This window comes from Litoreibacter roseus (assembly GCF_009811795.1).
GTDB lineage: Bacteria > Pseudomonadota > Alphaproteobacteria > Rhodobacterales > Rhodobacteraceae > Litoreibacter > Litoreibacter roseus.
The window spans coordinates 89,589-108,913 of sequence record NZ_BLJE01000002.1 but is presented as its reverse complement, the minus strand read 5'-3'; the positions used below and the strand labels follow the sequence as shown (position 1 = coordinate 108,913).

The window sequence follows — 19,325 nt, the reverse complement described above, 5'->3', positions numbered from 1 at the left end:
ATCAGAAAGAGGCAGGACAATGAAGTTTATTCGCGAAATGATCGCTAAAAAATCCGCCGATAAAGGCGGCGCGTCGGAAGAAGACGAACGGCTTGTCCTCGAAGACACGCTGAATGAGGACGTCGGTCTCGACCCCCTGAAAGCGGCAGGCGAAAGTCTTTTTGCAGAACCTCAGATGGACGATCTTCCATTGGCGGACCTGGCTGCTGAATTGAGCACATCGCCTGAAGATCTGGACGCTCCCGCGTCACTTGATCTGGGCGGTGTCATTGCAAGAAGCGATGTGACGATACAGAAGCCGGACGAGCCGGAAGCGGCAAAACCTGCCATGAACGTCTGGGATATCGACACAGCTGAACCTGCAGCACCGCAAGAAGCTGATCCTTTTGCCGGCGTTGTCCCTGAGCCGACACCGGAGCCTGCTGCAGACGCTTCCGCACCCGTGCCAATCGCAAAGCCTTCCGGTCGACCCGGACGGCGTGCTGCGCGGACCAAGACACGATTGCTGGGCTTTGACCCCACAGAAAGCCCCGTCGTCGATCTCTTCGACGAGAAGGCGCGTCAGGTCGCAAATGGCCGTGCAAAGTTTCCGGTTGGCTGGATCATCGTCGCAGATGGGCCCGGTCGCGGTGAAAGCTATGCGCTGCTTGCAGGCATGTCACAGATCGGACGGGGTGAAGATCAGGCAGTCCAACTTGATTTTGGCGACACGAGTATCTCCCGCACAAACCACGCGGCGATTGCCTACGATCCTATGGACCACAAGTTCCACCTGGGACACGGTGGAAAGTCAAACTTGGTGCGTTTGAACGGTAAACCCCTTCTCAGCACTGAAGAGCTGTCGAATGGCGATGAGATCGTAATCGGCGAAACAACACTTCGGCTGGTCGCGCTGTGTGGCCCTGACTTCAACTGGGAAACCGACAAAACGGAGGGCGACGACGATGTGGCGATCGCATGAACCACGCTTCGACGTCGCACTTGGCATAAGCCAAGGCACGCGAGATTATCAGGAGGACGCCGTGACGGCGGACTTCCCGATGGGAACAAATTCCGGCTTTGCCGTCCTTGCGGATGGTATGGGTGGACACGCAGCAGGCGATGTTGCCAGCAAGATCATTCTTACGGAAGTATTCAGCGAGCTGAAGTTCCAATGCGCCAACATCGATAACTTCGAAGCGCATGCCGAGGAGATTTTGCGTCACGCAGCTGATGCCGCGAACGCATGTGTGCGGGACCACGTGGAAGACCATCCTGACACCCGTGGCATGGGGGCGACGCTTGTCGCACCCGTTCTTGTCGAAAATCGCTTGCACTGGATCTCTATCGGTGACTCTCCGCTTTATATGCTGCGCGGCGGTAAGCTGAAACAGTTGAACGAAGATCACTCCATGGCGCCGCAGATCGATTTCATGGTCAAAAGCGGTTTGATGGAACCGGAGGTCGGCGCGAACCACCCGGATCGGAACTGCCTGACATCTGTTCTGATCGGTGATCGGATCCCGAAGGTGGATTGCCCGGCGAAACCGACGACCCTGAAGGCCGGTGATATGGTTGTGGTCGCTTCCGATGGGCTACAATACTTGTCTGAGAAACAAATCGAACGCCTTCTCCATCGGAACCGGAAGAAACGCAGCGCTGAGATTGCTGATATTCTTTTGGCTGCCATAGAGCGCCTTGGCGACCCGGATCAGGACAATATCTCAATTTGTGTAATCCGCGTCAACGACGTGTCTACCACCGCAAGAGCCAAGACAACACCGCTTGCGAACGGGGCGCAAGCCCTCAGCGCCCGCGGAAATGTGCGAAATGTCGACAATATGCCTGTCGCGGCAGACGAAGCCCTTGACGACGACCTCGTTCGAGAGCCTATCGTGACCACACCGACGACGTTTATTCGCGAACCGAAAGTGGCAGGCCAAGCTAAATGACCGAACCCCTGTCGCCTGAGGCGGCAACGAAACGGCTGGAGCGAGCACTCGCTTCAGCAAACTTGCCGTCCAAGGCTATCGAAAATGGCGCGCGTCTGCTGACGCGCCTAAGTCAGCCCGTGCGGGTGACCGTGTTTGGGACGGCAGGGGCCGGGAAATCCAGTTTGGTAAACTTGCTTGTTGGTCAGCAGATTATACCCGCTGGCTTGCGCCTGCCCACGCTGGAACTGCGCTATGGCGCCGAGGCAAAGACCATTTGCACGCTTGGCGACGGCTCTACGGCGACCTTGGACGGTATCGCGCTGCAGGAAGCGGCAAACATGGCCCCCGTTTTGGTCGCGGTTGAAGCGGATTTGCCTGCACTGCGCAAAATCAGCCTGCTCGAAGTCGCCGCTGGTGGAGATGAGCGCGACCATATGAAGGCCGTGGCGTGGGCATGCCGCAGAACGGACATCGCGATCTGGTGCACGCAAGCTTTCGCCCCAAACGAGAGAAAGATCTGGCATAGCGTACCAGACGCGCTCAGAGACCATGGTTTCCTGGTTGTCACAAAAGCAGATATCGCGTCCGAAAAGGGCGTTTTGAAAAGCCACCTTCAAGCACTCGAAGGTGTCGCCGCAGATTGGTTTCTGAAGATATTGCCGCTTGCGACTTTGGAAGCTTTGGCCGCAAACGCACCGGATGGTCAACTGAACCGTGATATGTTCAAGGCCAGCGGTGCGCCTGCGCTGATCTCAGGTGTGAAGAAGCAGGTCGATGCGGGCCAGCGCGCCAGTCTCGACCAGGTTGAACTTTTCTTGGCCCGACATGTTCCAGACGATTTCGAGGATGAGCCGGAGGTTGATGCCCCTAATGCGGCGTCCGTGGCGCCTGAGCCCGTTGTTGCAAAGCTGGCTGATCCGATTTTCGCGACGGACGAGCCGGTGGATTTTGCTGAACCTGAAATCGAACCCGAAGAAGGGCTGACATTCGAAGAGGTCGATGCTGAGCTTGCTGATATCCCGCCTGCGGAAGAGCCTTCTCCAGAGATAGAGGAAGTGCCTGAAGACAGTGCACCTCTTGATTTGCTGCCGCCCGTGGATGTCGTAGATGAGATGACTGCCGACGAGCCGGTCGAGAGCGAGACTGATGAAGAGGCCGTTGAACTCCCGGTGGAGGAGGTCGCGTCAGAACGTGTCGAGGAACTCGAAGAAGAGACAACCGTAGACTTCGTGGGGGCGCCGCCGGTAGACGCTGAGTCGCCGGAGGACGTCGCCGCGGAAGCGCCTGAACCACAGTCCGTCGAGGATGATTCTGGTTTGGAGACGTTCGGGGTTGAGAGTGCGCGAGAAATTTTGGCGAGTGCGGCGACCGCTATCCAAGGTGATTCTGATAGATCGGCTGATCCGGACAGTGAACTCATCATTGAGCGTTGTCAGGCCGCGCTTGAGACGCTGAGCGCGAATCTCGAACAGTCTGAAGACCCCTCAGCGACCGCACTTCAGGAAGATGTGACGGATGCATTGGACATTCTTGTCCTGTTGCAGATGGAAGACGCAGGCGTTGCTGCGCTCGACGCTGTTACGCTTTTGCTGCAACTTCGCCGTGATTTGGACCTTCTTAACGCTGCATAAGCCTTTGTGGGGCTTACTGTATCTGTTCGCCTAACAATGCCGAATTGCCGCCATATTCGGGTCACGATCTCGCTATTAAAAGCGGATTAACAATGGCTTTTGCAGGGCGAGATGGCATAAATTTGCTCATCCCGCTGTAATGGGATGTGATCGGTACTATGGGACAGATAAGTCAGATGAATATGGATGACGTTATCGAAGAAGATTACACCGCCGTAGACCCCGCCCTGAGAAATGTCTTCAAGCGCGGTCTTGAGGGCATGGCTGCGTTTGCCGCAAAGCTGTCCGATTTCGAAGATGCGCTCGAGAACCTGTCGGTTCTGGCAGATGAGGAGACGCAGAAGAAGCTCTCCAAACTTCAACTGCAGATGGAAGCTGTCCAGCCAAGCGTTACGGTCATCGGCCAGATCAAGGCTGGCAAAACCTCCCTCGTGAATGCAATGATCGGTTCGCCCGATTTGCTGCCCGCCGATGTGAACCCTTGGACGTCGGTCGTGACATCCCTCCATATCAACACGCCCGATCCCGATCCGGCATCGCGTGCGAAGTTCAAATTCTTCGACGAGACCGAGTGGGACCGTCTTGTCGAAGACGGCGGTCGCATTGGCGAGCTGGCCGCGCGCGCGGGCGCTGATGATGAACTGGAAAAGGTGCGCGCCCAGATCGCTCAGATGCGCGACAAAACCCGCGCACGTCTTGGGCGGAAGTTTGAATTGCTGTTGGGACAGGAACACAAATACGGCTATATCGATGACGATCTAATCCAGCGCTACGTATGCTTGGGCGACGATCCGATCGAAGGGGAAGAAACGGACAACCAGGGTCAGTTCGCCGACATCACCAAGTCCGCAGATCTCTATATCGAACGCCCCGACATGCCATTGCCATTGTGTATTCGCGACACGCCCGGTGTGAATGACACCTTCATGATGCGCGAACAGATCACTATCAACGCGATCCGTGACAGTCGCATCTGCGTTGTCGTACTTTCGGCACACCAAGCGTTGACCTCAATGGATATGGCTTTAATCCGGCTGATCTCCAATGTGAAGTCACGCGAGATCATCGTTTTCGTGAACCGCATCGATGAGTTGCCGGATCCCGCGACGCAAGTTCCCGAAATTCGCGATAGCATCATTCAGACGTTGAAAAAGAACAACGGTCCCGCCGACTCCGAAATAATCTTCGGCAGTGCATATTGGGCGAATATGGCCATGCTTGGCACGTTAGAGGCAATGCACGGCGAGAGCGCCAAGTCGCTCGACAATTGGTCGGCGACGCTTGAGGACGTTAATCACGACAGGCTAACCCCGGAAGAGCTTGCTTGGGAGGCTTCGGGAATACCGGCGTTCTATCGTGCGCTGGCCGAACGGGTTGATGAGGGTGCAGGTCAAGACGCGATCCAGAAAGCAGCGCGTAAGGCGATGAACATCGCGACAGGTCTTCGGGCAACGAACCAAGTTACGCTGATGCGAAGCGATAGAAATGGCGATGCCGGGCTTCAAAAAGATCAGGTCGTCACTGCAATCGACGAGATCGAACAAAAGTTCACGCAGCAACTGTCTCAGGATTTGTCCAAGGCAATTGGGGAATTCAACACGCGCGTTGACCAATCCCATGGTCGCTTCCTTGAGCGCGCAACCGCGTCGTTGATTGATCATCTGGAAAAGAAGGGCGCGGATGAAATCTGGCAATATAGCCCGATGGGCCTGCGGCTCTTGCTGCGGTCAAGCTATCAGGTGATCTCAAAGAAGGCGAGCATTGCGGGTGAGACCGCCTACCAAGGCGCGGCTGAGGCACTCACTGAAATCTACGCGACGATGTTCAACGTCTCGGTTGACGGCTTCACCGTTAAACCCGCGCTTGTTCCGCATATCGCGCCACCGGTGAGCCTTGGCCAGACCATCGCGCTGGATTTGCAAACAGGCTGGTGGAAAGGCTGGTGGCGCCGCCGCCGTGGTTACAAAGCCTTCGCCGAAGACTTTTATAAATTGATAGAGGCTGAAACGAATCCGATTGTTGAGGATTTGAAAGGTCCACATGCCGCGAAAATCCGGACGGATTGCGTGGCTACGCTGTCAGAGTTCTTTGTTGAGCAGCGCGCAATCCTTATGGATGTGCTAGAAAAGAGCAATATCAGCGACGAAGACCTTGATGAGCTGTTCGGCGTGAAAGCGCAGGAAGAACAAGCGCTCTGCCTTGACGTGACAATGGACGAACTTGCTGCCTTCGCAGCATAGTTGGTCAAAGGAGTTTGAAATGACGATTGAACGCAAACCACGCATTGCCCTCATGGGTGAATTTAGCGCCGGGAAAAGTACATTGTCCAATCTGTTGTTGGGCTCCCGTCCTTTGCCCGAAAAGGTAACCGCGACACAGCTTCCACCTGTCTGGATTTCCTACGGGGATGAACCTGCGCATCGTGTCGACCTTTCCGGCGAAATTCATGCTGTGGACTTGGAACGGCTTGAGGATGTGCCACTCGAAGAGACGACAATGGTCCGGATTTTCGATGATTCTGACATTCTGACTGTCTGCGATCTGATCGACATGCCGGGAATTTCCGATCCGAACATGTCGTCTGAAGTGTGGCAGCGCGTTGTGCATCATGCGGATGCGGTTCTGTGGTGCACCCACGCGACGCAGGCCTGGCGTCAAAGTGAGGCTGCTGTTTGGGAAACCATGCCGGAAAGTCTGAAGCAGAAGAGCATTCTGCTGATCACACGGATCGACAAAATTCACTCTGAAAAGGACCGGCTTCGCATCATCCGGCGCGTTGCTTCTGAAACGCGTGATCAATTCTGTGGGCTTTACCCAATCTCTCTGACCGAAGCGATGGCGGCTGGTGAAGATCGAGAAAAATGGGTTGCCAGCGGTGGAGATGCGTTTGCAGACGCGTTGATCGATCTGACACAGCGGCTTACCAGAGAGGTGGTCGATAATGATGGTGCACTGCCGGAAGTTGCCAGCCGACCGGATCCCGTCGTAGATACTCTGATTGCGACGGCTGCCGCAGAACCCGGTGAAGCGCCTATGCCCATCGACAAAGTCTCAGCAGCGGCAGACGAAGCACCTGCGACCGTGGTCTTGCCACGCCGTGTACGCACGCAGACCAACGGCGCTACGGCTCGACCGGCACGTGATGCGGCTGGTGCGCCTGCAGAGGCAAAGCGGCAAGTGGCGGAGCATAAGCCCGTTGAGCTGTCGAGCCTGCGGTCCGCACTTGCTGGCGACAAGAAAGCATCAGCCTGATACACATCGTCTGTGCTATTGAGGCTGACACATGAAAATCGTAGAAATACTTGATCAGATCGAAACTGCTTTTCCGACGTGCCACACGATCGCGTTCGCAGATTTGTCCACGAAGATGGTCTTATGCACGAGTTCATCCACTGATGTTCGGCAAGAAGATTTGGACAAGTTGTGTACGACCATGACAACAGCTTTGGACGGCAAAATCGCAAGCCTCGCGAGCGCTGAGCCGACCGTCGAGGCGATGGTATTCGGGACTGAAAACGTGACGGTCTATCTCAGAGACGGCGACGAGTTGGCCGACGGGTTGTGCTGCGTCTGTTCAACAGATGTTGATTTTGGCGCCCTGATGTCATCCGCACGCGAAGCGCTTTCACAAATAGCAGCACAACCATAATCGCTTGGGGGAGATCGTTATGACAAAACATGCTCGTTTTTGGAACGCTCTGGATCTTCTGGCTGACGCCGCACCAGCGAACATGCCCCGTGTGGTAATGACGGGATCAGAAGACGATCTCCGCACAGGGCTGCTTCAGGAGATTGATCAGACGATCCTGACCCGCATCTTGTCCTTCAGCACCAACACCGGAACAGCGCTCGAAGTGACGGTCTCAAGCCGCCGTATAATTGAGGGTGCATCTGGCAAGGATGGCTTTGAGACCCTCGTGAGCGAAATCGGATACCTTGTCGAAGGTGCCGACACCCTTTTTGTGGTGGCACATCGGACGGCCCATGCGGCGGATCCGACGGAGCCTGGGGTTGCCGTTTCGCGCCTTGCGGAGCATATGTCGATTGATCTGTCGGACCCCATTCGCGCTAAAAAACTCAGCCCTATGGATCATTTCGTCGCAAGCGCGCAGCCCACTTTGTTGGCTTGGCTTGTGTTCTGTGATGGCGACCTCAGCCACAAATACGGAGAAACCGATCCGCTTGCCAAATTGGAAGAGGTATTTGGCGCATCTAGCGATGACATCATCGAGGAATTAACGCAGATTCTGCAAGGTTCAACGGAACCAGCGTGTTTGATTTTGGACGCTTCTCCCGTTGCTGATTCTAAGGTGCTGGTCTCAAAAATTGAAAATGAGTTACTGATTGCATTTGTTGGAGCTGACCACGCGACTTCGATTGCATCGCACTGGTACGCGCTGCAAAATTAGTTTGCCATTCTGAGAAACATTCCAGAATATCAGTGTACTTCAACTCTTTGATTTGAAGTAACATTTCATCAGCTATTTTGAAGTAAAATCCAGAACTGTTTCTGGTTGATGACCAATCCGATATTTGCCGTAGCTTTGCCGCAAATTTTGCACAAAATCGGAGCAGCGTAGAGATGCTGGCTCTGAATGTGACCTTATTGAGCCGGCAAAGATAATGCGGTGTGGTAAATAGTGTTGGATGTGAAGGTCCCAAAACTGCATCGCCTCAAACTGTTTCGTATTGAGGAGGACGACAGTGAGAAACGTTCTAAATTTTTCATCTAAACCGACATTGAGTGTGTCTGCACTCTTGGGTGCTGCGCTCATTACACTTTCTGCCAACGCGGGCGAAGTTGCCCTGAAATCTGCGGATGGTACGGTGAACTTGGTAGGCGAGTTCATTGACTTCAAAGATGACAACTACATTATTCGAACCGCCTTGGGCGACCTTCGGATCAGTGCCAGCCGGGTGAGGTGCGAAGGCGCCGACTGCCCTAAGTTTGAAACTGAAACTGCAGACGTAAGAATCGCAGGCTCTGATACGGTGGGCTTGGGTCTGATGCCGCTTCTGATGAGCGGGTATGCGTCATATCTTGATGCAGAAGCCAGCATCTCCAACACGGCGCAAGAGGGCGTTATGCTCGCTAATTTTGTTGGCGACGGTGGGTTTGGCGACGAGCTTGGTAGCTTCCTCGTCACGTCCACATCGTCCGGTGATGCATTCAAAACGCTCATGGGGGGCACGGCCTCTATCGGGATGGCATCCCGCCGGATCCGCCCAGCTGAAGCCCGCGAACTGCGCGACGCAGGCGCAGGCAATATGGTCAGCATTGACCAAGAGCACATCGTCGCGGTGGACAGCCTTGTCATGGTCGTTCACCCGAACAATCCGGTGGATACGATCAGCATCGAACAGCTTCAGCAGATCTATTCCGGACAGATGACAAACTGGTCTGAACTGGGCGGACCTGACCTGCCGATCAAGGCGATCAGTCGGCAATCGAACTCCGGTACTCTTTCTGTATTTAAGAACCGCGTCTTTACTGAAGATGGCCCACAATACGTTGACAATCACACTGTTGCGGAGACAAACAATGACGTTGCAGCCATCGTCAATGATGATCCATCTGCCATCGGGTTTGTTGGTTATGCATTCCAGCGAGGTGCGAAACCACTCAACCTGGTGAATGAATGCGGTCTTGAAAGCCAGCCTGATCCGTTTGCCTCAAAGACGGAAGAATACGCGCTTCAGCGCCGGCTGTATCTCTACAACAGGGGTGATCAGCTCGATGAGCAGGCGCAAAAATTCCTTGAGTTCGCTCTGTCGGAAAACGCTGACGGCGTTGTAACGAAATCCGGTTTCATCAACTTGGGCATCAAGCGTCAGAGTCAATCGATGGACAGCGGTCGTGCCAAGAACCTGATTAAGGCGCAGGCCGACAATTACGAAGCTGGTGTGATCCGTGAGATGCTGGCGCAAATGCTTGAGCATGATCGCCTGTCGACCACCTTCCGGTTCCGGACTGGATCGTCCAAGCTGGATGAACGCGGGTTGTTGGATATGCAGCGGCTGATCTCCTACCTTGAGGGCAAGCCTGAAGGAACTGAGATAACGTTGGTTGGCTTTACTGACGATGTGGGTGCCTTCGATGCGAACCGCGATCTGTCTAAAGTGCGTGCGCAACAGGTTGCAGCTGACCTCGCGGCTTTCGCAAACGGCAAGATTGACCATGTCAAAATCAATGTCGATGGGTTTGGCGAAGTGGCTCCGGCTGGCTGCAACACGTCCGAAATCGGTCGGGGTGTGAACCGCCGGGTCGAGGTCTGGGTCAGCAAGGACGTTCAGGGCTAAGCCTGCACAGTCTACGCAAAGAAACATCAACAACTCTGTAGGGCGCGCTCTCCCGTAAAGAGCCGCCCTACCGCATCGATCAGCTGTTCTATGGCTGATCAGGGATGGAGGTTTGGAATGAAGAAGATACCTAAATGCAGCTTGGCCTTTCCCGCCGCTATCGTGGCGCTTGGGCTTCACGGTGCAATCGCGCAGGCCGCGATGCAAAGTCAGGTTGAGCCCGCCGGACTCGTAATCGAAGACGTTGGCGCAGGCGAGCGCATAAATTTCGCTGGGAAACTTCGTATGCTGTCGCAACGGATCTCGGCATCCGCTTGCTATTACGTCAATGGGGTAGGTGGCGACGGCAGCCGCTCTGCGTTGACCACGAGTACGGCGGAATTCGAGAAGATCGTGAAAGCGCTTCAATACGGTGACGAGAGCATTGGCATCATCGGCCCGGAGGAGCGTCGGAAGACCCTTGTCCAGATCGAGAAGCTGCAGGCGGTCTGGGGCCCAATCAAAACTGCGTCAGAGGCCATTCTTGAGGGTGATGATCATCAGGCGAACATCCTGCATATCGCCGAAAATAATATGCCGCTCTTAGATGAAGCAAAACTGTTGGTCAGTGAGATCGTCGGGCAATACTCAAACCCTGCCGAGATGTTGCAGTCCGATGCAATGCTGATCGATATTTCCGGGCGTCAGCGCATGCTGACCCAGAAGATGTCGAAAGAAAGCTGCGGGATCTCTACGAAAATTAACGCGATGGGAAGTGCGGATGCGCTGACCGGGACAATGAACATGTTCGAGACATCGTTGATCGCGTTGAAAGACGGTTTCCCGAATGCAGGCATCAATCCACCGCCGACAGATGAGATACAAGCTGGTCTCGATGTAGTTTATGAAGACTGGACCACGGCAAAAGCAAAGCTGGAAACGGTAGTTGCAGGAGGTCAGCTTTCTGTCGATCAGATGAATGCGATTTTCGATGGTCTGAACGTCACGCTGAAAGACATGAACGATGTGGTGATGCTTTACACGGCAGCCGCGAAGTCTGCTATCTAGACCACATCAATATATACTTGTACGGGGCCGCTGTTCGCAGCGGCCTCATGCGTTTAGGCCCCGAATATGATCAGCGACCTCGGATCCCATGCAACGGTAGCCTTCGTATTTGGCTCCAAAATAGGTCGGCCAGCCCGATTCTTCATAGATATGGTTACGGGCGCGGTTCCCGGTGTGATGACGACATCGTAATAGGTCATATCGCCGTAATATGCGCGATCTGTGATCGTGCCTTCAAAGCTGTGATCCGGAACGTCTGAGCCGTCGAATAGAATACTCAGTGTTTCAGGGCGCAGACCTGCCACGCAGTCGGTGCCCGCGCCGTTCATGACTTGACTCCGGTCGATGAAAGCTTTTCCCAGACCCGCCACATCGAACATCTCATCGCCGACACGCGCGGCAGGCAAGAAGTTCATAACGCCAATAAATTCCGCGACACGCCGTGTGCTGGGGCGGCGATACAATGTTTGTGGCGCATCCATTTGGGCGATCTGACCATCGAACATGACGGCAATCCGATCCGACATGATCAAGGCCTCCTCCTGATCGTGGGTGACCAGAACGAACGTGATGCCAATCTGCCGCTGCAGCCGCCGCAACTCCGCCTGCATCTGCTCGCGCATTTTCTTGTCGAGCGCCGAGAGGGGTTCGTCCAGCAAAAGAACCTTAGGCTTCAATATGAGGGCGCGGGCCAAGGCCACACGCTGTCGTTGACCGCCAGACAGGGCATGGGCCCGCCTGCTGCCATAACCGGAAAGGCCCACCATATCCAACGCCTCGTCAACCATGCGTTGTCGCGCATCCCGGTTGATATCCTTCCGCTTGCGCAGTCCAAAGCCAACATTTTCGGCGACACTCAGATGAGGAAATATCGCGTAGCTTTGAAAGACCATATTGGTGGGGCGTCTATGTGGGGCGATACGCGACATGTCCTGCCCATCAATGGTCAGCGACCCGCCCGAGAGATGTTCAAATCCGGCAATCGCGCGCAGTAAGGTCGTCTTCCCGCACCCGGATGGACCAAGGAGGGAGAAGAATTCTCCCTCCGGTATGTTGGCCGTGATGCCGCGCAGTGCGTGGTAGTCGCCGTAGTACTTCTCTACATTGGTCAGCCCAATCACAGAAATCCCCCGCTGTCTTTCCCACCGGTCCGCGCGATGCCACGGCGGCGGGCGTATTCGGCTATGCTCAGAATGATAAGGGAGGCCAGCAGCAATAACGTTCCCAGCGCCATGACCGCTGGGATGCGGGTCGGAAAGCGCAGCTGACTCCAAAGGTAAACCGGCAGCGTCGGCTCTGCACCTGTCAGAAAAAAAGCGATGATGAACTCATCCAGAGATATCGTGAAGGCAATGAGAAACGCCGAAATGATGCCCGGCGCCACAAGCGGTAACGTAATGGTTCTGAATGCGCCCCAACGGGTTTCTCCCAGATCAATGGCGGCTTCCTCGACGGAGGCGTCCAAGCCTTGGAAGGATGAACTAAGGATGGCAATGGCAAAAGGTGTGCAGATCAGTGTGTGTCCGGCGATGACCGTCCATGAGGTGAGGCCGATACCAAGCTGAAGCAGTACGACCAGTAAAGCCACGGCCACGATGATTTCCGGCAGGACGAGGGGCAGCATGATCGCGCCCATGATTGGCGCCTTTCCGGGAAATTTATAGCGCGTGGACGCCCGCGCCGCCCCAATCGCCAGCAACGTACTCAGCGTCGCTGTGACAAGTGCGATGAAGAGTGAGTTCCATAGTGCGGAATGGAGCGCTTGGATCGCTGCGAGTTCCAGAAACCATTTCGCCGTGAATCCTTGCAGCGGAAAGGCGATAATGGTGCCATCGTTGAATGCAAAAATCGGCAAGAGAGCGACGGGCAGATATAAGAAGATCAAATAAACGATCGCGTATATGCGTAGCCAGCCACCCTTCATGATGTTTTTAAATATCGGCGGTTCAGCATAAGGAACACCAGCGAAACAAGGGTCACCGCGCACATGGAAAGAACAGCAAGCGTCGCTCCCATCGGTGCATTGTTGAGTTTTAGAAACTGTGTCTGGATCATATTCGCAATCATTAGCCCATCAGGACCACCCACGAGGCGAGGCGTGACGTAGTCGCCAATGGTTGGAATAAACACGATCAAAACGGCTGCGATCACACCCGGCATGGCAAGCGGCAGCGTCACACGAAAGAAGGTCGAAACCCGTGTTTCCCCAAGGTCCTGCGCGGCTTCCAAGAGTGACCGATCCACTCTTTCGAGGGCCACATAGATCGGCAATATCGTAAAGGGTGCGAATGCGTGCGCCAGAGTGATGACGACTGCATTGGCGTTGTAGAGGATTAGAGTAATGGGCTCATCGATCAGACCGACCCCAATCAGTGAGGAATTGAGGACGCCATTAAACCCAAGGATGACCTTCCACAGAAAGACGCGCAGAAGATAGCTGGTCCAAAACGGTATGGTGATCAGAAAAATCCAAAGCGCCTTCCTCTCAGGTGCGACGTGAAAAGACACGAAGTAAGCGATGGGAAAGGCCAATATGACTGTAACAGTCGTCACTGCGCCTGCGATGAGAAGGGATCGACCCAAGAGCGTCCGGTAGATGGGGTCGCTGAAGGCTTCCTGATAGTTCTTCAGTGTCACCGTGTAGTCGATGCTGAGGAAATCCTGCGTCCAGAAGCTGAATGCAAAAACCGTCGCCAGTGGGGCTGCGAGCAAGAGCAGGACATAGACGAATGTGGGGCTGACCAGCAGAAGGCCTCGTCTTGCAGTCGCATCAAATGCGGCCATAGCCCGCCCTTCTCAGTCCATCACATCCTGACAATGACGTCATTCGAACGCTCAGGCAAGGCAGCTACGGTAAAGCCAAACAATTGGTGGATAGTTCCAGATTTGGCCGCTACCCTCTGCCCACTTGAATGGCAAAATGGATGGAATAACGGCTATGGGCCCTACAACAATCGGTGGCTTTATCGTTTTCGTGCTCGATATCTGGGCGCTTGTTTCGATCTTTGGGTCAAATGCATCAACCGGCCAGAAAGTATTCTGGATCGCGCTCGTTCTCATTCTGCCTTTGATCGGCTTCCTGATCTGGTTTTTCGCAGGCCCGCGCGCAGGCGCAAAGACTTAATCAACACATCACGACTGATGCACTCATCGCTTGGCTCATGGCGGACAGGATCTCATCCTCGCCATAGGGCTTTTCCAAAACGAACGCAGGTTCAGCGCCTTCACCCGTCAGCAAAAGATCGGGCCGGCCAGTTAGAAAAATTGCCGGGATGTGGCCTTGTGCTTTGACGATGTCATCCACCGCCGTCAAACCAGATGAGCGATCTGCAAGGGCGATGTCCGATATGATCAGATCAGGTCTGGTTTCGTAGGCCAGACCAACCGCCCCTGCATGGGTCATCGCCACACCGGTCACCTTGTGGCCCTGCTCTTCGAGAAAGCAGCTTAGATCCATCGCGATCATCGCTTCGTCTTCGATCAGCAGAATGTGGAGCGATCGCAGGCGCAGCATTTCGGCGCGGGCGGCATTGAAAAGAGCCAAAACATCAATGGGGTTTTGCCCCAGTGTCTTGCCAATCTCCGCTATGGAAAACTTTTCAATCGTCCGTAGCAGAAAGACGATTTGGGCAATGTCATGGCTGGTCTCTTCGAAATGCTCCGCGTAAAGCCTGTGAAACGTTCGGAACAATGCTAGCTTAAATGGCAGGCGATCGGTGTCATCCTGCAGACGCAGCAGCGCGCTCGCCTTTTCCGCCAACCGGTCACCAACCACCTGATTGCGGGTCAATGCGCGGGCATGTCGTCGCAGATAGCGCAGCGCCGCGGACGCCGGAATGTCGTAATTTGGAACTTTGTCTAGCACAGGACTGTACCTCACTTAAGCGATGCTGGCTTGGGAGCGCAAAGCTAAGTGAGAGGCGTAAACAACCGCAAAATCGGGCGTTCGGTGCTATTTGGGTCGAACTGTATCCCCCGGCGCGAAGATAGGCGAAATCTCGATGCGCTGCGGTGATGCGTCTTTCGGCGTCGTCTCGGCCGCGGCAATCAGTTCAGCCGCCCGCGCGCCAATTTCCGCCCGGCAGCTATCGAGTGTCGCAAGCCTCCGGGGAAGGCCGTCAATCAGGTCAACACCATTGAATCCAGCAAGCCCAAGTTGCCCGGGGACATCTATGCCAATTTCGAGACAGTAGAGCAGACCGCCCGCGCCGATCATATCATTCGAGAAGTACAGGAAATCCAAATCCGGCGCCTTTGCGAGAATAGCTTGAGTCATCTCACGGCCCTTCGCCAAAGCAGAGCCGCCAGAGTAGTATTCTTCCGCAACGATGCTCAAGCCTTCGTCCTTCAGAACACTTGAAAATCCCTCGAAACGTTTTCGCGCGCGGTGGTCCAGCGGCATCTTTGTCCCCAAAAACCCAATCTTGCGGTAACCGCGGGCCAGTATCTCGCGCGCGGTTTCCCGGCCGGCTCGCTCATGCGAGATTCCGACACATGCATCAACGGGTTCGCCGTCAACATCCATGATTTCCACGATTGGGACGCCCGCGTTCCGCATCATCGCCTTCGCCGCATCCGTGTGTTCAAGCCCTGCAACGATTAAACCGGAGGGCCGCCAGGATAGCATTTCGAAAATGACCTGCTCTTCCTTTTCAGGCTCATACCCAGTCACACCAACGACCGGTTGCAAGGGTGTTTCATCTAGCACCCGTGAGATACCCATCAGCACTTCAGGGAAGACCATGTTGGATAAAGACGGAATGATCACGCCAACAAGATTGACCCGGTTTGAGGCCAGCGCACCCGCAATCTTATTCGGCACGTAGCCAAGGGTACGCGCGACCTCCAGCACTTTCGCACGCGTCTTTTCTGACACGTCACCGCTGTTGCGAAGAACACGGCTCACGGTCATTTCACTGACCCCAGATGCTTCTGAGACGTCGCGCAGTGTTAGTTTATGCCTGTAGTCCGGCCCGGATCTTTGCGCCAACGCTGTTACCTTCCTGAAGGCCCCCGATGAATGTCTTACCTCGAAACGGCTAGGCTGTCCAAGCATGAGCGAAGCCCAACGCCTCTCTAAAACGGAATTTCTGTTGCGTTGCCAAACATTTCGACGGAAAACGAGGGTCGAGTGGCCCCGTGGCTCAACTGGATAGAGCAGCCCCCTCCTAAGGGGCAGGTTGCAGGTTCGAATCCTGCCGGGGTCGCCAAAAACACCTCAACAATATGGATTATTCACAGGGCTTTGTGTGGAAGCGTGCGGAAACGCCCGTTTGAAATTCCGTCGAACTTTCGGAAAACGGCCGAAATCTCGTATAAAACCTATACAAAATTCGCACGTCCGCGCGACTTTTGGGACGATCTGATGAACTGGCGGGTGGCGAGACGATCTGCAAGAGTGCGGGCATCCCGTACCTTCCGGCGCACCCAGCAGGGCGGCACGGGTTCTTCGCTGAATTAGTCGTAGGTCAAGGCGTCGATCCGGTTGCCGCAGCAAAGGCTGGCCGCTGTTCAGACCCTAATCTGCCCATGCACATCACGCCTACGTTGGTAGGGAGATTGATCACATTGGATTGTCTCGCACCGTTGGTCAGCTTCTAGATTATGATGGTACTTTTCTGATCGATGAGGAAAACCCCGAAAACTCTAATATCACAATTACGATCAACGCCAGTTCGCTCGACCGCAATCATCCGGAGCGGAACGATGATCTGGGAAATACTGACACTGGACTTCAAGATGGTGCGGGACCGAACCTACCCGGACTTCGTTCCAAACCATGAAGAGGTGCGGGTAGGGAGGGGTGAGGCCAGCGCAGAGATCATGCGGCTTGACCATGGCATGGGTTTTATCGCGTTCATCGATAGTCCTGTCCGTGAAGGCCGATATTCACTTCGACCTCGTTGACCGTACGGATGTTCCGGCAACGAACATCCCGTGTACCTGCGGCCGTTGAGGTTATTTGGCGCACGGATCTCATATCGTACGGTAGTACAAGGCTAGAAGTCGAGGTTTTCGACACTTAGCGCATTGGATTGAATGAACTCGCGGCGCGGCTCAACCACGTCACCCATAAGCTTCGTGAAGATATCGTCGGCCTCGGCCATATCCTCGACCTTAACCTGCAGAAGTGTGCGTGCATCGGGATCGAGAGTGGTCTCCCAAAGTTGATCCGGATTCATCTCGCCCAGGCCTTTGTACCGCTGGAGCGACAAGCCCTTTTCGCCTTCTTCCAGTATGGATTGCAGCAGGTCAATCGGCCCGAATACAGGCTGTTCCCGGTCCTTGCGTACGAGCTTCGCGGGCTTGGAGTAGACTTCCTGTAGCCCTTCGGTCATCTGACCTAACCTCAGCGCTTCGCCGGAGCGTAGGACGCCGCCATCAAGGATGCGGACTTCATCAACGCCGCGAAGGACGCGCCATAGCCGAATGCCCTTGTCCTGTGTGGGCCGCCCTTGCCAGCCGCGTTCGTACTCCAAGGCAATCAGGTCAAGTCGTTCTGCGACCCGATCCGCAACGCCCTGTAGGTCTGCATCCACACGGCCCGTTTCGAAAGCACCTGCAATTGCCGATTGTTCCAAGATATGCTGCGGATAATGTGTTGGGAACGCTTGAAGGATGCGGCGCACCTTTCTGGCGTCGTCAACGACTCGTTGAAGGTCTTGGCCGATGATCTCTTCACCTGTTTCCAGCTTCAGTGTGGCACCTTCGACCCCTTGTTGAATCAGATAGTCCTCAAGCGATGCCTGATCCTTCAGATAGACCTCAGATTTCCCGCGAGAGACTTTGTATAGCGGTGGCTGCGCGATATAGAGGTGACCTTGTTCAATCAGTTCAGGCATCTGACGATAGAAGAACGTTAGCAAAAGCGTTCTGATATGCGCGCCGTCCACATCAGCATCCGTCATGATGACGATCTTGTGGTAGCGCAGCTTGGAGACATCGAACTCATCGCGCCCGATCCCGGTCCCGAGTGCCATAACCAGATTGCCGATTTCCTGCGACCCGAGCATACGATCGAAACGCGCGCGCTCGACATTCAGAATTTTACCGCGAAGGGGCAGCACAGCCTGCGTCCTGCGATCTCGACCCGTTTGCGCGGAACCTCCGGCACTGTCCCCTTCGACCAGAAACACCTCTGTCTTCGATGGATCCTTTTCGGAACAATCTTTCAACTTACCCGCGAGAAAGTTCACATCCAGCGCCGTCTTGCGCCGGGTCAGTTCACGAGCCTTGCGCGCAGCCTCCCTGGCTTGAGCGGCTTCGATGATCTTCGTGACGACAACTCGCGCGACAGCGGGGTTCTCTTCGAACCATTCTGACAGCTTCTCATTCATCAGACCTTCAACCGCTGGCCGAACCTCTGATGAAACAAGCTTATCTTTTGTCTGAGAGCTGAACTTCGGATCAGGCACCTTGACGCTGAGAACGCAGGTTAACCCCTCACGTGCATCGTCGCCGGTGAACTGAACCTTTTCGCGCTTCGCAATCCCTGAGGATTGGGCGTAGTTGTTGATTGTTCTCGTCAGCGCACCTCGGAAGCCTGCCATATGCGTGCCGCCATCCCGTTGCGGAATGTTGTTTGTAAAAGGCAGAACGGTCTCGTGGTAGCTGTCATTCCACCACATCGCGACCTCTACACCGATGTCATCGCGTTCTCCGTGAACGTAGATCGGTTCTGGCATCATCGGTGATTTGTGTCGGTCGATGTACTTCACGAACTCTTTCACGCCACCCTCATAGAAGAGTTCCGTCCGCAGGGGTTCGGCAGGGCGTTCATCCTCGAGAATGATCCGCACGCCGGAATTCAGAAACGCCAGTTCACGTAGCCGCTTTTCGAGGGTTTCGAAAGAATACTCTAGATTGGAAAACGTATCAGTCGATGCGAGGAAGCGAACCTCAGTACCAGTCCTGTCCGTATCGCCAAGAACCTTCAGATGCTCGACCGTGAAGCCACCTTCAAATCGCGCTACATGTTCTTTTCCGTCGCGCCAGACACGCAACTCCAACCAGTCGGAGAGGGCGTTCACAACGGAAACACCCACACCATGCAGGCCGCCCGAGACCTTATATGAATTGCTGTCGAACTTACCGCCTGCGTGAAGCTGGGTCATAATCACCTCAGCTGCGGACACCCCTTCTTCTTCGTGAATTCCGACCGGAATGCCGCGACCGTTGTCACTGACCGAAACACTGCTGTCCGCATGGATCTTGACGTTCACAGCGTCCGCATGACCCGCGAGCGCCTCGTCAATTCCGTTGTCCACAACCTCGTAGACCATGTGGTGCAAGCCTGATCCATCGTCAGTATCGCCGATATACATGCCGGGGCGCTTTCTCACAGCCTCTAAGCCTTTGAGAACCTTGATAGAATCCGCGCCATATTCTTCTGGAAGCTTGTCGTCTTCGGACATGTAAATGCCTTCTTGTTCTG

General features: G+C 54.9%; 18 protein-coding genes and 1 tRNA gene. 13 read left to right on the top strand and 6 right to left on the bottom strand.

Annotated elements, in window-relative coordinates; all coding sequences use genetic code 11:
- The first annotated feature begins 19 nt into the window (after positions 1–19).
- The 9 genes from KIN_RS07545 to KIN_RS07505 all read left to right on the top strand — a co-directional run bounded on the left by KIN_RS07545 (position 20) and on the right by KIN_RS07505 (position 10,891).
- Positions 20–961 carry an FHA domain-containing protein gene (locus KIN_RS07545; protein ID WP_159805648.1) on the top strand — a complete coding sequence of 314 codons (942 nt, stop codon included), beginning with the start codon at positions 20–22 and terminating at the stop codon, positions 959–961.
- Positions 945–1,931 carry a PP2C family protein-serine/threonine phosphatase gene (locus KIN_RS07540; protein ID WP_159805646.1) on the top strand — a complete coding sequence of 329 codons (987 nt, stop codon included), beginning with the start codon at positions 945–947 and terminating at the stop codon, positions 1,929–1,931. The genes KIN_RS07545 and KIN_RS07540 overlap by 17 nt, the downstream gene beginning before the upstream one ends.
- Positions 1,928–3,544 (top strand): hypothetical protein, encoded by a 1,617-nt coding sequence (locus KIN_RS07535; RefSeq protein WP_159805644.1) that lies wholly within the window; start codon positions 1,928–1,930, stop codon positions 3,542–3,544. Before KIN_RS07540 ends, KIN_RS07535 begins: the two co-directional genes overlap by 4 nt.
- Before the next feature lie 176 nt (positions 3,545–3,720).
- Entirely contained in the window at positions 3,721–5,784 is a 2,064-nt protein-coding gene (locus tag KIN_RS07530; protein WP_159805642.1) for a dynamin family protein, read from the top strand.
- Positions 5,785–5,803: 19 nt separating this feature from the next.
- Positions 5,804–6,796, top strand: a complete 993-nt coding sequence (locus KIN_RS07525; protein ID WP_159805640.1) for a dynamin family protein — start codon at positions 5,804–5,806, stop codon at positions 6,794–6,796.
- A gap of 181 nt (positions 6,797–6,977) precedes the next feature.
- Positions 6,978–7,193, top strand: a complete 216-nt coding sequence (locus tag KIN_RS07520; protein ID WP_159805638.1) for a hypothetical protein — start codon at positions 6,978–6,980, stop codon at positions 7,191–7,193.
- A gap of 19 nt (positions 7,194–7,212) precedes the next feature.
- A complete protein-coding gene (locus tag KIN_RS07515) occupies positions 7,213–7,953 on the top strand; it encodes a hypothetical protein (RefSeq protein WP_159805636.1) in 741 nt (246 codons plus the stop codon).
- 295 nt (positions 7,954–8,248) lie between these two features.
- The gene (locus KIN_RS07510; RefSeq protein ID WP_159805635.1) at positions 8,249–9,844 is read left to right on the top strand and encodes a phosphate ABC transporter substrate-binding/OmpA family protein; all 1,596 of its coding nucleotides are present in this window, start codon (positions 8,249–8,251) and stop codon (positions 9,842–9,844) included.
- 117 nt (positions 9,845–9,961) lie between these two features.
- Positions 9,962–10,891 (top strand): type IV pili methyl-accepting chemotaxis transducer N-terminal domain-containing protein, encoded by a 930-nt coding sequence (locus KIN_RS07505; protein WP_159805633.1) that lies wholly within the window; start codon positions 9,962–9,964, stop codon positions 10,889–10,891.
- Positions 10,892–10,944: 53 nt separating this feature from the next.
- Here KIN_RS07505 and KIN_RS07500 read toward each other — a convergent pair whose 3' ends face one another.
- The 3 genes from KIN_RS07500 to KIN_RS07490 are packed head-to-tail and all read right to left on the bottom strand — an operon-like array spanning position 10,945 to position 13,675.
- Positions 10,945–12,012, bottom strand: a complete 1,068-nt coding sequence (locus tag KIN_RS07500; RefSeq protein WP_159805631.1) for an ABC transporter ATP-binding protein — start codon at positions 12,010–12,012, stop codon at positions 10,945–10,947.
- A complete protein-coding gene (locus KIN_RS07495; RefSeq protein ID WP_159805629.1) occupies positions 12,009–12,815 on the bottom strand; it encodes an ABC transporter permease in 807 nt (268 codons plus the stop codon). The genes KIN_RS07500 and KIN_RS07495 overlap by 4 nt, the downstream gene beginning before the upstream one ends.
- On the bottom strand, positions 12,812–13,675 hold the full coding sequence (locus KIN_RS07490) for an ABC transporter permease (RefSeq protein ID WP_159805627.1): 864 nt from the start codon (positions 13,673–13,675) through the stop codon (positions 12,812–12,814). The genes KIN_RS07495 and KIN_RS07490 overlap by 4 nt, the downstream gene beginning before the upstream one ends.
- Positions 13,676–13,829: 154 nt before the next feature.
- Between KIN_RS07490 and KIN_RS07485 the strand changes: the two genes are divergently transcribed.
- Positions 13,830–14,015, top strand: coding sequence for a PLDc N-terminal domain-containing protein (locus KIN_RS07485; RefSeq protein ID WP_159805625.1), 186 nt, complete (start codon positions 13,830–13,832; stop codon positions 14,013–14,015).
- Here the strand turns inward: KIN_RS07485 and KIN_RS07480 are convergent, their stop codons facing one another.
- On the bottom strand, positions 14,016–14,756 hold the full coding sequence (locus tag KIN_RS07480; protein ID WP_159805623.1) for a response regulator: 741 nt from the start codon (positions 14,754–14,756) through the stop codon (positions 14,016–14,018).
- Between the two features lie 87 nt (positions 14,757–14,843).
- Positions 14,844–15,947, bottom strand: coding sequence for a LacI family DNA-binding transcriptional regulator (locus KIN_RS07475; protein WP_279285224.1), 1,104 nt, complete (start codon positions 15,945–15,947; stop codon positions 14,844–14,846).
- A gap of 77 nt (positions 15,948–16,024) precedes the next feature.
- Here KIN_RS07475 and KIN_RS07470 point away from each other — a divergent pair.
- The 3 genes from KIN_RS07470 (at position 16,025) to KIN_RS22235 (ending at position 16,798) form a co-directional block, all read left to right on the top strand.
- Positions 16,025–16,101: transfer RNA gene (locus tag KIN_RS07470), tRNA-Arg, on the top strand.
- 363 nt (positions 16,102–16,464) lie between these two features.
- Positions 16,465–16,674: a YceI family protein gene (locus tag KIN_RS22675; protein ID WP_159805621.1), complete on the top strand. Its 210-nt coding sequence runs from the start codon at positions 16,465–16,467 to the stop codon at positions 16,672–16,674.
- Positions 16,598–16,798, top strand: a complete 201-nt coding sequence (locus tag KIN_RS22235) for a hypothetical protein (protein WP_174239104.1) — start codon at positions 16,598–16,600, stop codon at positions 16,796–16,798. The genes KIN_RS22675 and KIN_RS22235 overlap by 77 nt, the downstream gene beginning before the upstream one ends.
- 92 nt (positions 16,799–16,890) lie before the next feature.
- On the opposite strand, the gene gyrB is transcribed toward KIN_RS22235, so the two are convergent.
- Positions 16,891–19,305: a DNA topoisomerase (ATP-hydrolyzing) subunit B gene (gene gyrB / locus KIN_RS07460; protein WP_159807882.1), complete on the bottom strand. Its 2,415-nt coding sequence runs from the start codon at positions 19,303–19,305 to the stop codon at positions 16,891–16,893.
- Between the last annotated feature and the right edge of the window lie 20 nt (positions 19,306–19,325).